Genomic DNA, 18780 nt, shown 5'->3' on the forward strand with positions numbered 1-18780 from the left:
ACTCTCCTCTTTCTGTTGTCTATTCTTTAACGCCGCCAATAGTCAGTCCGCTAATAAAGTACTTTTGAAAGAACGGATACGAAACTGCTATCGGTAAAGTGGCGATTACAACCATAGCCATTTTGGCAGACTCTTGCGGGATCGTATTAAACAAGCTTGACTGCATGTTTGCTATATCCATATTCTGCCGCATAAATTCAAGATTAGCTTCTATTTTCATCAATAAAGATTGTAATGGTACTAAATTCGGATTATCAATATACAGTAGCGCTGTAAACCAATCATTCCAATAGCCTAGTGTACTAAATAAGGCAATTGTGGCGATTCCCGGTAATGACAGCGGGAAGATGATTTGGAAGAAAATCCGTAATTCACTAGCACCATCAATTCTCGCTGATTCTAAAATCGATTCCGAAACCGATTTCAGGAAAAATGTTCTCATAATGATGATATAAAAAGCGTTCATGGAAAGCGGTAAGATCAACGCCCAAATTGTATCCTTCAAGTGCAGGAACTGGGTAATTACTATATACGTAGGAACTAACCCGCCGCTGAACAGCATTGTAAAGAATGCCAGGAATGTGAAAAATTTACGATATTTAAATTGCGGTCTAGAAATCGCATAAGCGTAAAAGGTAATCATGAACACACTAATAATCGTACCGACAATCGTAATAAAAATTGTCACACCGTAAGAACGAAAGAGCTGTTCCTTCATGCTCCAAAGATAATGATACGCGTCAAGACTCCATTCCTTCGGTATCAATTGAAAACCATTTCTGACAATACTTTCTTCACTCGTAAAGGAAATGATAATGACATAGATAAAAGGAAATATGCACGTGATCGCTAGAATCCCAAGTAATACACTAACAATTGTATTAACGACTGGGGGTAAAGCTTGAGGGTCGCGATACTTTTTCCTGCGCTTCTTTATCCCACCCCCTTTCATTCCTTCCAGTGAACTTGGCATCGTGACAGTTGGTTGATTTTGCTCTAGTTTTGGCATATAGATAGCCGCCGGGCGACTTTTCCTCCCTTCTAAGAAAAGCGCAATTGAAGATTAAAACAATGCGCTCTCCTCATCAATTTTTCTAACAATGTAGTTCGTAATGATGACGAGGATAAATCCTACAGCTGACTGATAAAGACCCGCTGCCGTGCTCATACCAATATCCCCTAGATTCATAAGACCACGGTACACGAATGTGTCAATAACGTTTGTCACCGAATACAATGCCCCTGAATCCCTTGGTACTTGATAAAACAATCCAAAATCCGAGTTGAAGATTCTTCCGATATTCATAATCGTAAGGATAATCATTAACGGTTTTAGCATTGGCAAGGTAACATGCTTAATCTGCTTCCATTTTGATGCACCATCAATCATCGCGGCCTCATAATAGGTTCGATCAATTCCGACGATGGAAGCTAAATAAACAATACTTCCGTAACCAACACCCTTCCACAAACTCATAAACACGAGAATAAATGGCCAATATTTTGATTCGCTATACCACGAAACAGGATCGACGTGGAACCAGGCGAGAACATGATTGAGCAAACCGTTTTCCGTACTTAGGAAAGTGAAGACAAAGTAACTTCCGATAACCCAAGATATAAAATGCGGGAATAAAATGGAAGTCTGATAGACTTTAGATAACCTCTTATTTATTAACTCACTAAGCAGGATTGCGGTTGCTACCGCTGCTATCAGCCCTACTACAATAAAGATAATATTGTAGACGAGCGTATTTCTCGTAATAATCCACGCATCATTCGTACTGAATAAATATTTAAAGTTATCAAAGCCGACCCATTCACTATTCATAACGCTTGCAAAGAAGCCATCCGGATCAATTCGGAATTTTTTAAAGGCCAACACTTGCCCAAACATTGGTAAATAAGAGAACAATAGCAGCCAAATGGTTCCTGGTAAAACCATGAGCAGCCAAATACGATTTTTGTATAAATCACGTGCAAAACTTTTCATGTTATTCCTCCTCTCACATCATGTAAGCACTTCCATAGCTTTATTTTATAGTGAAATAGGCACGATTTATAGTTGACTAATTTAGGATTAACTGAAAAATTCTTAGAAAATTGTCATTTTTGCTGTTAATATTTCATTAGAAACAGCTATGATGGAATCGGATTCATTAAGATTTTTGTAAAAGGAGTGAAAAATACGTGAAAGTGACAGTATGGAATGAGAACCGCCATGAACAACAAAATCCTGTGGTAAGGGATGCCTATCCAAATGGCATTCACGGAACGATTGCGGCGTTTCTTCAGTCAGAAGGCTTTGAGGTACGAACAGCCACGTTAGATGAGCCAGAGCACGGTCTTACAAATGAGGTCCTGAACGATACCGATGTATTAATTTGGTGGGGACATTTGGCCCACAGTGAGGTTAAGGATTACATAGTTGAAAAAGTGAAGCAGCGTGTTCTTGATGGAATGGGACTTATTGTACTGCACTCTGGTCATTTTTCAAAAATATTCAAGGCCTTAATGGGTACAAGCTGTGATCTAAAATGGCGGGAAATTGGTGAAAAAGAGCGCCTTTGGATCGTGAACCCAAGTCACCCTATTACAACCGGAATCTCTGAATATATTGAACTGGAACAAGAAGAAATGTACGGGGAACATTTTGATATTCCACAGCCAGAAGAGCTAATCTTTGTCAGCTGGTTCGAAGGAGGAGAAGTTTTTCGCAGCGGCTGTACCTATACACGTGGAAATGGAAAAGTGTTTTACTTTCGCCCAGGGCACGAAACCTATCCGACCTATCACAACAAGGAAATCCAGCGTGTCCTCATCAATGCAGTCAAATGGGCCGAACCCGTATCTAACCAAAGGCCGGTTTATGGATACGCGAACCCATTAGAAATTTTAAAAGGCGAAAAATCAGAATAAGGCCCATCGGTATCGGGGTATGTAAAAATCAAATTTACCACGTTAAAAGCCAGATGACCGGCGGAAAAAATCCAGCCGGTCATTTTTTAATTACATAATCCTAATTGTCTTAATCTCATAAGGTTTAATTTCAAATGCAATTGGTGATGCGGATGCTTCTGCAAGTGGTTCCTCCATCAAATTCGTCTCAACCCATAATGTGTTGTCTTTCTGAACTGTCAGATTCACCTTGCCTCTGCGTCCCTCATATTCATGCATCCGGACAATGATACCATTACCATCGTAAGCCGGCTTAACCGCATCAATCCAAACATGGTCTGCATCTGCTTCAATAAAGGATGCATCCTTCGTCCATTTCCCTTCAACCGCGAAAATTGGATCATTTAAGTCCCATGCTTTGTCTACTGTCTTTGCCTGACGCCAATCGCCCATATGAGGATAAAGTGAATACGTAAAGCTATGCATGCCTTGATCAGCCTGCGGATCCGGATGGATAGCCGATTTTAATAAGGTTAATCGCATCACGTTTTCCTTGATGTCATACCCATATTTGGAATCATTCAGCAAACTGACCCCGTAATCTGGTTCTGATAAATCAGCCCATTGGTGGCCAACTGTTTCAAACTTTGCCATATCCCAGCTTGTATTCCAATGTGTCGGGCGCTTTACATTGCCATACTGAATATCATAGGTAGCCTCTGTTGCACGGATTTCCACAGGGAATGCGGCCTTAAGCAGTTTTCTTTTTTCATGCCAGTCAACATTTGTTTCAAAATCAATCCGGCGATCATTTTGATAGAAGACAATTCGCTGTGAAATATCAGAATGATGGTACTTCCAAGTAACAAGAATGCTAAAAGAAAGCTCTCCATTTTCCACCACTTCGAATGTGGCGATATCACGAATTTCTTCCATTTTTTCTTGATAGAAAAGATCAATATCCCATGCATCGTGGGCAAGTGGTTTATCTTCAAAGATTTGCAGCACATTGCCTTTTTGACCTTCCGCTAGAACCTGGCGCTGTGCTTCTTTATCATAAATCTTCGTTATCTGCCCGAACTCATTCCACTCAACTAGATAATATGGTGTTTCTAGTTTCCTATCATCATAGGTGAAGCTCGATTCAGATTCCTTATTCATTTCCTGCGCTTCGAAATACAATGTTTTGGCACCGAATGATGGCAGGGCATCCACCTCAACAAACCAGCCATCGGCACGTTTTTGATGGTTTAACACCTTGCCGCTGTCATCCGTCCAAACCCCTGCAGCAAAATCAACAAACTGAGAAATGAACACATTTCTTCTGCCTGTATGATGGGTTGAATTGAATAAAACGACAGAACGTTCCGCCTCATCAATTCCGTTTTGAACAATTTTTGTCTCCACTTGTTGTACGATTTGGAATGCTTCCGCATATTCTTCCTTGGCATCTTCGTAAACTTCATGAATCGAAGAGCCTGGAATAATATCATGAAATTGATTTCTTAAAATAATTTTCCAGCCGTTTTTGAGCTCGTCATCGCCAAGCCACACTCCATTTTCAGAAAGCCATGAAGAGAGGAATTCTGCCCTGCGATATAAGAGCTCCAGTCTGCGATTCATCTTTTTCATAAAGGCCTGGCTTGTATAAGTACCGCGGTGGTATTCCAAATATAGTTCGCCGTCCCACTTATGGATATATCCTTTTGACTTCTCTACATTTTCATGCAGTTTTTCAAAAAATTCACCTGCAGTGGATGTTTTCACATTTGGCATGCCTGGCAATTGATCAAATCGGCGACGCATTTCCAGCATATGGCGATTAACACCGCCGCCGCCGTCACCATACCCATAAGAAAGCAGCAGGTCTTTGGATAAATCCTTGTCACGATAACCTGTCCAAGCACCTTTTACCGTTTTAGCGGTAATGAAGCCGTTATACGTATAGAACCAAGAGTCCGGACCGTTCCATGGTTCCGGTGTGGTGATAAAGTGTGTTAAAATCTCTGATCCGTCAATTCCCTTCCAGTAAAACGTATCATGAGGCATCCGGTTATATTGATTCCAGCTGATCTTTGTGGTCATCATTGTGTCGATCCCTGATTTTTTCAAAATCTGCGGCAACGCCCAGCTGTAGCCGAAAACATCCGGCAGCCAGAGATAGTTACAGTCGACGCCGAACTCTTCTTTGAAAAAGTTTTTCCCGTGCAGGATTTGGCGGACAAGTGACTCGCCGCTTGGGATATTACAGTCGGCTTCCAGCCACATTGCACCGCCTGCTTCCCACTGGCCTTCCGCAATTCTTGCTTTCATCTGTTCATATATTTCCGGATAATCTGTCTTGATGTAATCATAAAGCTGCGGCTGGGTTTGAAGGAATAAATATTCAGGGAACTGCTTCATTAAATGCAGGACCGTTGAAAATGAACGGGCTGATTTTTCCCTTGTATTTCTTAAACGCCAAAGCCAGGCAACATCGATATGTGTGTGACCAACCGTATGAATCGTAATATCCGACGTTTTCTCAACTGCTTGAATCGCTTGTGTTAAGCCTGATTCCGCTTCATAACATGATTCATAAAATTCAGCGCTTCCCGGTTCAGTCCAATTGATTCGCTGCAGTGCATCTTGAATCATTTGTTTCAAAACCGAATAATGGGATTCACCTTCATTACTTTCCTTTAACACTTCGTAAGCAGCTAATAACGTGTAATATAAATTATCTACATGTGTATCCAGCCAGCCGATTTTAGCGATCTGCAGTTTAAATTCATTTTCAACTGGAACACCGCCGCCCTCAAGTCCTGACCAAAGCCTGAAATCTAAACGAATCGGTCCTTTAACTGTTTCTCCATCAAAAAGAACTTCCTCATGATTGGAATCGACTCCTTGGTATGGCTTGCCATTCACAAACAGTAACGATTCAAAACCGGAGTTATTTCCGCCGCCCGTTTTCCCAAATGAGAAAAGTCCCACTACTTGCTGACCGTTATTTGGTAAATGACCATCCACATCGGCATGCAGCCATAGGTATCGGTCGCGTCCCTTCCAATAGTCACCAATATGCATGATGTTTCCTTCATCATATTTAACCGGAGGATGTGCTCCAATTTCACCGTCATCCTCACTGGTGTTGAATTTCTCAATTGCGACACAGTCGCGATAACGATAACCACTTAATTCTCTTATACGCTCTTCAAATTTTCTCTCAGTTAAAAACATATCTTCACCCCACTATAATGAAAAATTACCAGCCGTTACAATTCGATGATAAATATTGCCGCCTACGAGCCCGTCAAAAATTTCCCATGGCCCATCATGACGCAGTCGTTCCTCTTCTAATTCTTCGATATTTGAAATCCTTCCATCCAGCCAGTCGTTAATCCTGTATTTCACGGTATCCATCCTAGTCATCACACCAGCATAACGAATATCAATCACTTCCCAGCCAAACGGTTTATAGGCACTAAACCAAATGCTTCGGTGTTTTTTCCGCAGCAGATCTACATTGGTTTGTAACCAATCCAGCTTAGGGATAAATGTTTTCATTCGCTCAACATCTTTTTCCTCATATGCTTCCTTAAGCTGAAGTCCAATTTCCACCTTCACACTTAACACCCTTGCCAATTGCTCATAAAAATCAAATAGACTTTCCCATTTAGGATTGTTTTGTTTAGCCTTTTCAAGCTTCGGGACTAATTTTTCATAATGCTCTCCCAGGGAAAGCCCGCTGATATTGTCATCATATAATCCTATTAAAATATCCTGATACATGGCCACTTTAGAAGTCATTGAAATATTCATGTTATCCTCTATGACACCCGGTGTTTCATCCAAGCGTTTTAGAATCATAAAATCTTCAAACTGCCCATCACAGCAAAACGCAAACCGTTCGGACACTTGCTTAAGTCCAACTTCCTGATGATAGGAATGTTCAGCGAACAATTGCAGCATCGGATAGGCGGTGGAGAACGGTGTTTCTGCTCCGTTATCACCCCAAAGTGTGACAATGACTTCTTTAATTCCTTCTTTTTTAGAAGCAGCCATTGCCGCTTCTGTGGTTACAATGGCTTTACCATAGTTCGGAGCGATTCCATTCCAGGTCCATGCCCCGCCGGCAAAAATCGGTGTCCGGCCCAGCAGCTTATGATTTTGAAAATCTTTTTCATAGACTTCCTGCTCTTTGCGATAATAATTCCAATAAACTAGCTCAACATCCGGAATGCCAGCCAGAATATCTTCACGAATCTGTCCGTTTTCCTTTCGATAATCACTGGTTTCTGCAAATAACGGGAAGTACATATCACTCCATATCATTGGTTTCAGTCCATACTTTTGCGTAATAGACACTACCTTTTTCAAATGGCGATTCATGATATCAATATGGCTCTCATACCCGTGTTTTTGTAAATACTTCCCTAAACCAAGCTGAAACGTTTCATCCATTCCGATATGGATACGATTGCTCCTAAAAGGCTGTGAGACAGCCCTGATACAATTTTCCAAGAATTCATATGTCTTAGGTTCATCCACCAATATAATATCGTCTGTATCTCTAATATCCGAAGCATAATTCCACTTAAGTGCTTCCCGTAAATGACCCAAGGTTTGAATGCACGGAATCATTTCAATCCCAAGCTTCGAGGCATAATCATCACATGCCTTTAATTCCTCTGCCGTGTATCTTCCTCGCATATAACCGAAATAAGGATGTTCCGGCACCTCATATGTATCCTCTGTATAGAGCATCAACGTGTTAAGCCCCATAACAGCCATATTTTGCAGCAGCTTTTCTACGTCCGCCACAGTTGGGACAGCATTTCTAGAGGCATCCAGCATCACACCGCTCATGTCAAACTGTGGAATCTCCGAAACATTAAATTCACTGCTTTTACGAAAATGTTCAAGCCATAATCCTAATGCCCGAAAAAAATGAACCGGCTGATCGAAGATAATTTCTCCTTGGCCGTTTTTATTAACAACTCTTAACTGACCTTTTTGATGCTTTACTTGAATCGGATAACCGGTAGTAGTAAGTTGAAAATTTAAATGGTTCGATACAATCTTTAGACCATCCACTACAGATGAAAGATCTCCCCTTATATGCAGTTCCATTAAGAAGCCCCCTGTATTCCAAATTCCAGCATCGTTATTACTGCTTAAGCCGTCTTTCTATCGCGTTAAATCGTCCAAGACAAATTTTCATCATCCATAAGGCGGGTGCGACCGCAGAAAAAAATGGTATAAGGCCAGGAAAACGATTAATTACATAGCCAATAAAAATAAAACCAATCCCAATAATTATGGTTGACGGCAGGCTTGTTAAGGTAAGCAGTAACGACTGTTTGATATATTCCTTATTGGACAGCTTGTAATGGACGTAAATGGCAAAAAAATAGCCAACTGAAAGCAAGAGAACAAACACTAAGATGTATAATACAATTAAAACAAAGCTGGCAAAAACGCCTGTCATCAGTTGTTCTGCTATTCTGATATCAACAAAGAGGAAAAGGCCAATGCCATAAAATACAAGGCCGATTCCATTACTTCTTTTCCATTCTTTAAAATAGACCTGATTAAATGTCTTTAAAACAGGTTCATCTGTATCGTTTCTAAGCCATTTTCGGACTAGCGTAAACAGGGCAACTGACGCAGGGAAAAAGCCCAAAACCCCTAATCCCAGGATAGTATAAGCAATCCAGCACATATTGGCCAAGGCAGCTCTCCATATCCATTCACAAACGACTATCATCCATGAACCTTTTTTCATTGCGTCATCCCCTTTTCTAATAGAAGCCCTAAATTTCTTAAGCTTCGCTGCTGTTGTTTTTCAATAATTGCTGCTGCAGCGGACTCCCTTTAACTGCCTTTCCAGCTAAACTTAATACGAATTCACTAAACATGGTATTGGCCCAAGCAAACCAATCTCTTGTGAACTCTTCCGGACAATCGGCGTTAAAGCCTTCGTGCATATACTCTGTTCCGCCATCTGTGTTTTTAAAATATGTTAAAATTTGCTGCCTTTCAGCTTCATCTGTTGTCGTCATTCCTTGGATTGCAAGCGCAATATGCCAAATGTAATGGTCAGGAGTATGCGGGCTTCCGATTCCATTTGCATATTTTCCTTCGTAATAATAAGGATTATCCCTGCTTAACAGAAATTTACGTGTATTGGTATATGTCTCATCGTCATACGGGAGGTATCCTAAATAAGGTGCTGCTAAAAGACTTGGAACATTCGCATCATCCATTAAATTGACGCGGCCCTCGCCGTCAGTTTCATATACAAACATATCACCGTGAATCGGATGATCGAATTTGGCAAATTGCTCAATGCCTTTTTGAATTTCTTCTTGAAGCTTCAGACACTCTTCTTTTAATGATGAATTGTTTAACACTTGATCGCTCATTTCCGCTGCATAACCTAACACAACAACCGCAAACATATTTGCCGGTACGAGGTATCCGTAAGTGCAGGCATCATCACTTGGGCGGAAGGCGCTCCATGTCATCCCAGTTGGTACAACACGCCCTCCTTTTCCGTCGCGGATTAATGTATCAGATTGCCGGCAATCTGAACGCTCAAACCGATAAGGAGAATTGGCCTCATGATCCTGCTCCGTTCTCCACACCTGAAGAATCGTTTCAATTGTTTGCTGGAACATTTCTTTAATAAAAGCCGTCCGTCCTGTTGACTTCCAAAATAGGTAAGCAAGCTGGATCGGATAGCATAATGAATCAATTTCATATTTCCGTTCCCAAATATGTCCTGTCATCTTGGTATTATCGGTTTGGTGCCCTTTTCCATTATCACTTTCATTGAAAGCATTGGCATACGGGTCGTGCAATATAAAATCAAACTGCTGGCGGATCACGCCTTCAAGTAAATCTGCCATTTCCGCGTCCTCTTCAGCAGCCATTAAATATGGTCGTACCTGTGCAGCTGAATCCCGAAGCCACATTGCCGGAATATCGCCGGTAATCACAAAAGTCTTACCGTCTTCCTGTTTTTTCAATGTTGTTGTATACGTATTAACAAAGCATTGCTCAAACATACGATGCAATTTTTCATCCCCTGGGAAGTATTCCTTTACATGGTTGATGAGCTTTTGCATTGATTCGGGAATCATAACCGTCATTTTCCCCACTCCTATCATTATTTATAAAATCCTAGTGTGATAATTTCATATTTTTCTGCTTCATATAAATCTTCTGTTTGATTTGTTCTCTCTTCTAGAATTGTACTTTTATAGGATTGATAGTCCTTGATTGAAGCCTGCAGGCTCGCCTTTTCTTCGGCTGGATTAAACCAGCGGATCATGACATCATCCCGGTCTTCCGCCACTTTCATTGACGACCATGCAAGTCCGTTTGCTTCGGATTGAACGAATTGATGTGTTTTTGGCCATACACCCTTATGGATGCTTGGCTCGACGACAACGAGCGGTACTTTAAATTGATAAGCATCGACAAAGGCTTGTGACTGTATTACATCCTTTTCATGCGGCAGTACTTGCCACTCAGCTGTTTGGATCCCTAAGCATTGTGCCTCTGGTGTTGGGAAGTACCCCCAGTCCCCAAGCTCAGCTGAAGAACGAAGCACTGTTACTGCAATTGTACCGTCTTCTTTTAAAATTTCGTATTCTTGCAGACCATCCGTTGCTACCGTTAAGCCCATTTGACCATCTGATAAACTGCTAAACCGCTGCTGATGATGGCAAAAGCTCGGATTTTCCCATTCTATTTCTGGTGTATTCGGGCGGGTAACAATTTCAAAAATACTGTCGGCTTTATGTGTTTCTGTCTTTAGACCTGTTGGAAACAGCACGCGCAGACGATGATCTGAAGCTTTATTATCAATTGTAAGCTTAAAGACTGGACCTTTCATTCCTTTTGCAAGGGTGACAACAGTATGAAGTTTGATGGTTGTCAATTCACTTGATCTGCCCGCTTCTCGTTCCTTATGCCAAATCAATTGATTCCGTTCGATGGCTAAACGGTCATCAGCGGAAACTGGTATCGATAACGTTTGGGTAAATTCAAGAACAGTTCTGAGCGTACTTCTTTCCAAGAAGGTAAATTCTGCTGCCATGCCTTTTGTTGTTATGGCGGCATGTCCCTTCGCTTCCTTAAACATATACTCGTTTCCAATATCGCCAGTGTCCTCGTAAATTCCCAGGCGATGGAAAGACTCACCGCTTTCCTTATGCATTAAATCATAGCTGCCGTCTTCATGGAACTGTAAATGAACATATTCATTTTCCATTTCAATACTGTCGATTTGTGTTTCCAAATCTTTTTGCTCTACTTGCTGTACCGTAGCCTCTGCCGGCACAAGGTAATAGGTTTTATACCCAAAAGAAGGTATGCCGTCCGCGAAAAATGAAAGCTTGGAGCGCTTAGCAAAAAATGGCTGGCGGAATTTATCATCTGGTAAATCATAGCCAAATTCGATAACAGGTTCGTCTAACTGGTATTCAATTGTCTTACCCTGATCATCGATAAGCTTGTAATTTGATGTTTCTTTCTCCTGAAGATAAACTGGTATTTTTTCGAAATGCATTTCTGAAAAATACACCTTATCAAGGTCGACTACCTCTGTGATCACATCATTTTTTTCCCATCCTGTTGTATTAATCACAACAAGCGGGATACCGCCTTCCGGAGTTTCCGATGTATCAATCATTTCAGCAAGCTCTACGGCCTTTTCCTTAACAAATACATCTCCCATTTGGGACACTGTTTCAAAACGAGTGACCATTTCACGATGGACTTCGTCAACACTGCAGCCGCAAATGCTGTCATGCGGATGATTCTTCATTAGTGACTTCCACATAAAACGGATGTATTCGCGCGGGTAAGTACCGCCTGCTAATAGATTCATGGCCGCCAATGGTTCAGCGGTTTTTTCCAGCAGGGTTTGACAAAGGTTGTTCCACTGCTTCAAGTAAATCCGGCTTGATGCTGTATTGACAAGCGTGGACCAGCCGTCTGTCCGCTGGTTGCGCAATTCCCCTTCAATTACTTGCAGCTTTTCAGGCAGGGAGCTCTTTAATGCCTCTGTATATTCATCAAAGCTTGAATGCTTAAATGTATAATCCGGATAAAGCTCGGCTGCTGTTTCAATCGCCTGCGGTATGTTTTTTTGCAGCGGCTGGTGGTCGCAGCCATTCATAAATAATAATTGATTTGTGGACGCATATTTCTCAGCATCCTGTAGCTTTTTATCCCAAAACGTCTTTGCTTCTTCCTCATCCACCGGAATTTCATTTCCGTTTGAATACCAATTAGCAAATAGAATTCCTAAGACACTGGAGCCGTCAGGCGCTTTCCAAACCATCTCAGAATAAGGAGATTCAAAGTTTGGCGTATCCGACACCGTGTTATTAAAGCCGGTCGGTTTGACGCCGCGTCCAAAGGCAGCTGTATCAATCCCAGCTTGTTTTAAAATTTGCGGCGCCTGACCATAAATGCCGAATGTATCTGGGAAATAGCCGATTTTTGAAGCATGGCCATAGGATTTCGTATCATGCAAGCCAATCTGCAGATTCCGGATATTGGCTTCGGAGCTGGTTAAAAAGGCATCCTGCAGCACATACCAAGGACCAATATAAAGTTTCTTCTCTTCAATTAATTGTTTTACGATTTCGCGATTTTCCGGGTGAACGGCGAAATAATCCTCTAACAGAACAGTTTGTCCATCAAGATGAAAGGATTTAAAGTTATTTCCTTCCTTCTTGAATTGTTCAATCAGGTTATTCATGAGTTTGATAAAGTAATAGCGATGTTTTTCAAAAGGTAAATACCATTCTCTGTCCCAATGAGAATGGGAGATTATATGGGCTGTCTTTTCCATAAGACTTCCCCTCCTTCGATGATTTATATAACGTTCGAAAACGCTGTCATTTTTATAAAAATTAATTCCTACATTTCTTACAATAGAAAAAACTGCCCTAACTAGCAATAGGATTGCGGCAAGTCATTAAGATATTCCAGTGGATATTAAATTAGTCCATTGATTAACGAAACCAAATAGCGGGGGTCAGTCCCCCGCCAATTTACCGCGTTATACTATTATCACAACGGGGGTCTGACTCCATGTCACTTTAATAAGGCACGCTAAATCTAAGACTTTCTCTCTCATCCATAGTTTGAACGGTATAATAGATTCTTCCGGCTTCTGGACTGCCGAAGTCCAGCCGATCAAATGTAATTGCTCCATCTTTTTCAGCCGTCATCTCTGCTAGAACATCCTTTACGTCCAGGGATTTATATAAGCGAACCGTTTGACCTTTCTTAACCCTATCGATGGTAACCTGACCTTGAGCTCCCATATTATTTACTGCTGTCACAAAATGCATCATAATATTTTCTGTTCTAGAAAGGGCAGCATTTTCAAACATCTGCCATTCATAAATCCGAATCGCACCCCATGGTGAAGTTCCGCTATTGTAAATTTGCAGCTTGAATTCCCTTGCGGTCACCGGCTGGTCTAATACAATATCAGTCACTGCTTTCGTGTTATCGGTAATCCTTTTAGCGCTGACCCACTCGCCATTATCATTTTTGTAAAGCAGTTCAAAATCTACGGTATTCATATCGCTTGCTTCTCCGCCATATTCGGCATGCTCCACACGCCAGCGGCGGATGGTTTTCTTCTCGCCAATATCAATCGTCATGTAACCAGTTTTGGCATTGATGGCACACCATTTACTGATGACTGTTCCATCTAAAGCTTTCACAGCAGGCTCCGCATCGTTTTCCGCTGATACATCTGTTACCTTGGCATGAAGGGCAACGTTCGGTGAAGTAGGGTCTTGCTCGATCTCTGTTGCATCTGTTCCCATGCCCCAATCTAAGGTAACTTCAGCCGCCTCCCCGCGCACATAATCGCGATTGACCGGCACGACTTTCAACGTGGTCATGTTATCGTTCGATGCGTTTTCTACAGTCCGGGTAATATTTGGCGTGTAGAAATAATTGTTTGGTGTTACCCCTAACAGCGTATCTGCTCCATCAGCGTTCTCTTGGTAAACCTCATAGTACAAGACGTTTTCTTTGCCAGACCAGCTTAAACGGGCCTCCGCCTCAAATGCTGTTTTAGCCATCTTTTTTAAAATTTCTGCATCAGCAGGTTTTGTGAGCACCGGTGCCTTTGCATCATAGACGGACAGTTGACCTAAATGGATGGAATAGTTGTCCAATTTTTCCGCATTGCTCACTTTAAAACTTAAAGCATAGGCAGTATTTCCAGCATCCTTCCCAAGATCGACTATTGCAGTCTCCCAGCCGTCGCCGGATGTTCGCAAGGAATAATAGTTCATTTTATCCTGTGCATAGTCTTCACCGTATGCCACACCAAGCGACACATCCGCACCGGTTGGATTTTGATAAACAACACGGACCTTTGTAGAATCGGTTACAGCCAGTTTCGTGCTGTAAAGCATCGTGTCATTAACAGAACCAGCATCAAGTGCACCGTTGAATTTCAACGAGGTACCGCCGTTGTAGGCTTTATCAAAATCATAGGATACCTTGATTCGGCTGCCTTCATGGCGGGTCCACCAGCGCCAAGTCGGCATGACATCCTGGATAGAGCGGTTATTCCACTCCAACTCACTGGCAGTTTTTCCATTTACAAAATATTGTTTTCCGTGGCCGCTGTTAAAATTGGTCGTAAATGGCTTCTCCTCAATAACAGACGCATCCGTCACAAAGCGCGCCATTCCTTTCCAATCAGCAGAATCATCAGCAAGTGTCGGATCACCTTGAGGGCCAGTCCACAAAGTTTTCTCTTTTTCATGGAAATCAGCAGGATCTATCGCCAATCCCATGGTCGAGTTTGGTGTATAAAGCGCGATAGAAACCTTTGCCTGCTTGTTCTCATCCAGCAGGACATCCGTATCAATTTTTGTATTATACGAATTTGCCTGCAGCTCAAAACCTGCATAGGCATCAAAAGGACTGCGCTTATGACCATTCATTGTCTCAACAGTCGTATTAATTTTGCTTGTTGTCCAGTTATAGTTTAAAAAAACCTCATCAACCGCATATACCCCATCATCTGCCGGTTTGACATACAAGTCATTCTCGGCAGTCACTGCATCCTGATAGTTAACAGCTCCAGTATTGTCTTGTGCATCATACCAGCTAATTTGTAAATTGGAATTTCGCTTGATATAACGCATCATTTCATTCATCACTATGGCTGTTTCCTCATTAACGCCAAATGTTTCCTGATTATAGAAATAACCGTCAAAGCCAAAATATTCGGCTGCTTCAATCATTTTGTCAGCTACTGGAAAGCTTCCATCAGCATCCTGTTTAATGAACTTTTCTATTTCAACAAGTCCCGCAGCTGATCTGCCCCATGGAAAACCAATTGTGGCATAGACAGGCACGCCATTCCGATGAGCGGCATCCACGATATCTGGTGATGGGATTGCAAAAATCCCCTTTTTCGTTCCTGCCCAATAAATATAGGAATCTATCAATTGCCAGTTATCAAAGGCGTATATATTGAAATCTTTCCCACCGACAGAGCTTGCCTCGTCGTGGTTCCAATTGGTTATTCCAGCAGAGGTAATTCCAGCCTTTGGATTTGCCAACGGATTAACCAGGGACCCTTTAAACCGGTTTTTGTTTAATGGGACGCTTGCTCGATTTAATTCTGCATCTGGATCATTATCGGGCGACCACTTCAGCAATGTTTCCACACTAAAGGCTGGAGCGAGTGGTTTTAGACTAAGATGCTCCGCATATTTCTCGTTTACCATATCTGTTCCATCCCCATTCACTTCAGCGCTTGCCCCAGACGCACCCATTGAACTATGTAACATGCAAGCTGTAGAGGCAGATACAGCAGGACTGTCTAAATTTTCTCCTTTATTTACCATTGTGTTCCTCCTTTTTATGAAATCAGCCTCCAAAATTGGAAACAATTTCAATTATTATAAAATTCTATCCACTTTTAAAATAGTGAACTATTTATAGATTTACCGTCCTAATTAAAGCAATAAAAACAAAGAAGGCGCTGCCATTCAGATGAATGTCGAAAAAAGCTGGATTTTCCCCCCTTGCTCTTTTGTTTCTTTAAATATCCCCGTCCCTTTTGATGTGGATGTTTCGATTTATAAATGGACGGAAAGTTCCTTAAATAGCCTTTAATAAGACTGTTCCCTTACTCGATTTTTCTCCCCTATAAATGCTGAATAACAAAAAACTCCTAAAGGAATCAGAAGGAAACTTGTAAACCAATAAATCCAGTTAATACCCAAAATATCTATGACCAAATAGCCTAAAAATGGCCCTAAAGCTGCACCCAAATCGGAAAATAACGTATAAAGAGCAATTATCGTTACCTGCGACGGACCCGATGCAAGGTCGGCCGCAATCGAATCACTGGTCGTAATTAATAATGTTGCCGTAAGTTGAAACAACAGTAATACCCCCAAAAAAACAGGAATCGGCAGCTTAAGGGGAAGAATCGCCAAACAAACAGCCCCCATGACTAACGCGACCATTAAAACGGGAAATCTCCCCCATTTTTGATCGGAATACTTACCAAGAAAAGGGGCAAGGAAGGGATCCCAGCCAGTCCGAACGGCTTGAATAATACCGGTAATCGTGCCGGCTCCAAGGGTAAAACCTAGAATCATGATATGGTTCAGCTGTAATTCTACTAATTTACTTAATGTTGAAGCAAACACTCCATAAACGACAAAGGCAACACTTAGACCCGTTGCAAAAGAGGATAGAATCTGTTTGTTTTTCCATATCGTAAAAGCTTGCTTATTTATCTTTTTCTGATCTAAATCTGGTTGTTTTGAATTTGGAATAAAGATTAAAATAAACGGAATACTGCAAGCTGCTATTACGGAAAACATCAATGTCACGTTTTGTATTCCCATCTGTTCTGCGAGTAACCCGCCTAATAACATGCCGAATAAGGTGCCAAGACCCCAAAGTCCGTTATATAATCCAACAGACCGGCCTCTCGTTTTAGCATTGCTGGAGGAAAGGATTGTTAAATACCCCCCAAGCCGAAAAAAAGACCAGGCGATCCCCCATAAACAGCGGGCAATCAGCATCAGCCAAAATCCCTTTACCACTCCATAGGCAAACGTAGAGACAGCAGCTAATACAACAGCCATTATTACCCCTGTTCGTTTTCCCACCCTTTGATAGCACCATCCAACAACGGAATTAATAGGGATACGGATCATTCGATTAGCTGATAGTAATACTCCGACCTGCCATAATGCTGTCAGCCCAAAAAACTTCCAATATAACGGCATGACAATAAACAGCATCTCATTTCCCAGCATACACAAGGCCGTTACAACAGCAATGACAACAATTGGCTTACTAGATGAATTTTCCATTTTTTTAACGAGCCTTTCTTAAATAATTTTCCAATATCCCACAGTCCTCTTCATGATCCTATTGAAAGCTTATTTTCACGATATTTCATTTAGAATACCTTCCCATTCAGCTTAAAGTAAATATGTAAAATTTATTAGCATTGTATATTTTTAATCTTGCTCCATACTTTGATAGGTCATCTCGCTATTTGCCAGCCTTTTCTTTAAAATCAGAATACTTTTGTATATAATAGATTAATAATAAATTGCGTACTTGCGAGTATTGATATTTAAGGATGTGAAATCTATGAACATTGATAAAAATAAATCTTGCTGCGGGATTACTAGAGAACCTGCAGGCAAGGAAATGGAAATTGCTATACAAGAAACAATTGAAAATAACTCCGAAAAATCAATATTCATGGATAAAATGATCTATATTCCTGGCGGGGAATTCTTGATGGGGACAAATGAAACAGAAGGATTCGCGGCAGATGGTGAAGGTCCGGTAAGAAAGATAATGCTCGATCCCTATTATATTGATAGTTATACGGTAACAAATGCGGAATTTAAGGAGTTTATTAATAATACAGGATACAAAACCGAGACAGAGCGGTTTGGCTGGTCATTCGTGTATTATGGCTTCGTTTCACCAAAATTAGCCAAACACGTGGAACCGATACGGAACACTCCGTGGTGGCTGGCGGTAAGAGATGCTTACTGGTATCAGCCTGAAGGACCATATTCTACCATTGAGGAGCGGATGGACCATCCCGTTGTCCATGTAACCTGGAATGATGCACTCGCATTTTGCAATTGGGCGGGTAAACGTTTGCCTACGGAGGCAGAGTGGGAAATGGCTGCCCGTGGCGGACTAGTACAAAATAGGTATCCATGGGGGAATGAATTGACCCCAAATGGAGAGCATTACTGTAATATATGGCAAGGAAAATTTCCAGTTGAAAATACAAAGGAAGATGGCTATGCAGGTACAGCCCCTGCAAAGTCCTTCCCGCCTAATGGCCTGGGACTTTACAATACCTCTGGAAACGTATGGGAATGGTGCTCGGATTGGTTTAGCAGAAGCATTCATAAGAGGGGCGGTCGCAATAACCCTAAAGGACCATCATCGGGTGAAACCAAAGTTATGCGGGGCGGTTCTTATATGTGCCATGAATCATATTGCAATCGTTATAGAGTCGCCGCCCGGACCTCGAATACCCCGGATACATCTGGAGGGCATCTAGGCTTCCGATGTGCCGCTGATGTGGCTAAAAAATAACATGAAAGCTATACCTCGTTAATGAGAGAATATAAAAATAGGCTATGCACTTTTGTTAAAGTGCTTAGCCTATTTTTTCGATAAAATTTTTTCACAAAGTTCAGATGGTGCATGGTACGCTTCTCTGCTATTTTGCCTTAAATAAGTCCTCTCTCAAAAAGTCCTCACCCAAAATGGGTCCCCTCTTAATTTGAACTGCTTAATTCTACATCATCTAGGACCTTTTCTACGTAATCC

11 protein-coding genes are annotated in these 18780 nt (G+C 41.6%); 2 read left to right on the forward strand and 9 right to left on the reverse strand.

Annotated elements, in window-relative coordinates; translation table 11 throughout:
* Positions 1-19: 19 nt before the first annotated feature.
* Positions 20-952 carry a carbohydrate ABC transporter permease gene (locus IE222_RS07120; protein WP_191271280.1) on the reverse strand — a complete coding sequence of 311 codons (933 nt, stop codon included), beginning with the start codon at positions 950-952 and terminating at the stop codon, positions 20-22.
* A gap of 111 nt (positions 953-1063) precedes the next feature.
* Positions 1064-1993: an ABC transporter permease gene (locus IE222_RS07125; protein ID WP_191271185.1), complete on the reverse strand. Its 930-nt coding sequence runs from the start codon at positions 1991-1993 to the stop codon at positions 1064-1066.
* A gap of 197 nt (positions 1994-2190) precedes the next feature.
* On the opposite strand from IE222_RS07125, the gene IE222_RS07130 reads away from it, so the two are divergent.
* A complete protein-coding gene (locus tag IE222_RS07130) occupies positions 2191-2919 on the forward strand; it encodes a ThuA domain-containing protein (RefSeq protein WP_191271187.1) in 729 nt (242 codons plus the stop codon).
* 90 nt (positions 2920-3009) lie between these two features.
* On the opposite strand, the gene IE222_RS07135 is transcribed toward IE222_RS07130, so the two are convergent.
* The 7 genes from IE222_RS07135 to IE222_RS07165 all read right to left on the reverse strand — a co-directional run bounded on the left by IE222_RS07135 (position 3010) and on the right by IE222_RS07165 (position 17282).
* Positions 3010-6120 (reverse strand): alpha-mannosidase, encoded by a 3111-nt coding sequence (locus IE222_RS07135; protein ID WP_191271189.1) that lies wholly within the window; start codon positions 6118-6120, stop codon positions 3010-3012.
* 12 nt (positions 6121-6132) lie between these two features.
* Positions 6133-8013, reverse strand: a complete 1881-nt coding sequence (locus IE222_RS07140; RefSeq protein WP_191271191.1) for a beta-N-acetylhexosaminidase — start codon at positions 8011-8013, stop codon at positions 6133-6135.
* Between the two features lie 37 nt (positions 8014-8050).
* Positions 8051-8668: a YesL family protein gene (locus IE222_RS07145; RefSeq protein WP_191271193.1), complete on the reverse strand. Its 618-nt coding sequence runs from the start codon at positions 8666-8668 to the stop codon at positions 8051-8053.
* A 37-nt stretch (positions 8669-8705) separates the two neighbouring features.
* Entirely contained in the window at positions 8706-10037 is a 1332-nt protein-coding gene (locus tag IE222_RS07150; protein WP_191271195.1) for a glycoside hydrolase family 125 protein, read from the reverse strand.
* Between the two features lie 17 nt (positions 10038-10054).
* A complete protein-coding gene (locus IE222_RS07155) occupies positions 10055-12754 on the reverse strand; it encodes an alpha-mannosidase (RefSeq protein ID WP_191271197.1) in 2700 nt (899 codons plus the stop codon).
* Between the two features lie 250 nt (positions 12755-13004).
* Positions 13005-15794, reverse strand: a complete 2790-nt coding sequence (locus tag IE222_RS07160) for an endo-beta-N-acetylglucosaminidase (protein ID WP_191271199.1) — start codon at positions 15792-15794, stop codon at positions 13005-13007.
* A 267-nt stretch (positions 15795-16061) separates the two neighbouring features.
* On the reverse strand, positions 16062-17282 hold the full coding sequence (locus tag IE222_RS07165) for an MFS transporter (RefSeq protein ID WP_191271201.1): 1221 nt from the start codon (positions 17280-17282) through the stop codon (positions 16062-16064).
* Positions 17283-17568: 286 nt separating this feature from the next.
* Between IE222_RS07165 and IE222_RS07170 the strand changes: the two genes are divergently transcribed.
* Complete coding sequence (locus IE222_RS07170; RefSeq protein WP_191271203.1) at positions 17569-18543, forward strand: formylglycine-generating enzyme family protein; 975 nt, start codon at positions 17569-17571, stop codon at positions 18541-18543.
* Positions 18544-18780: the final 237 nt, after the last annotated feature.

Origin of the sequence: Neobacillus kokaensis (assembly GCF_014656545.1) — a bacterium.
GTDB classification, from domain to species: Bacteria; Bacillota; Bacilli; order Bacillales; family Cytobacillaceae; genus Neobacillus; species Neobacillus kokaensis.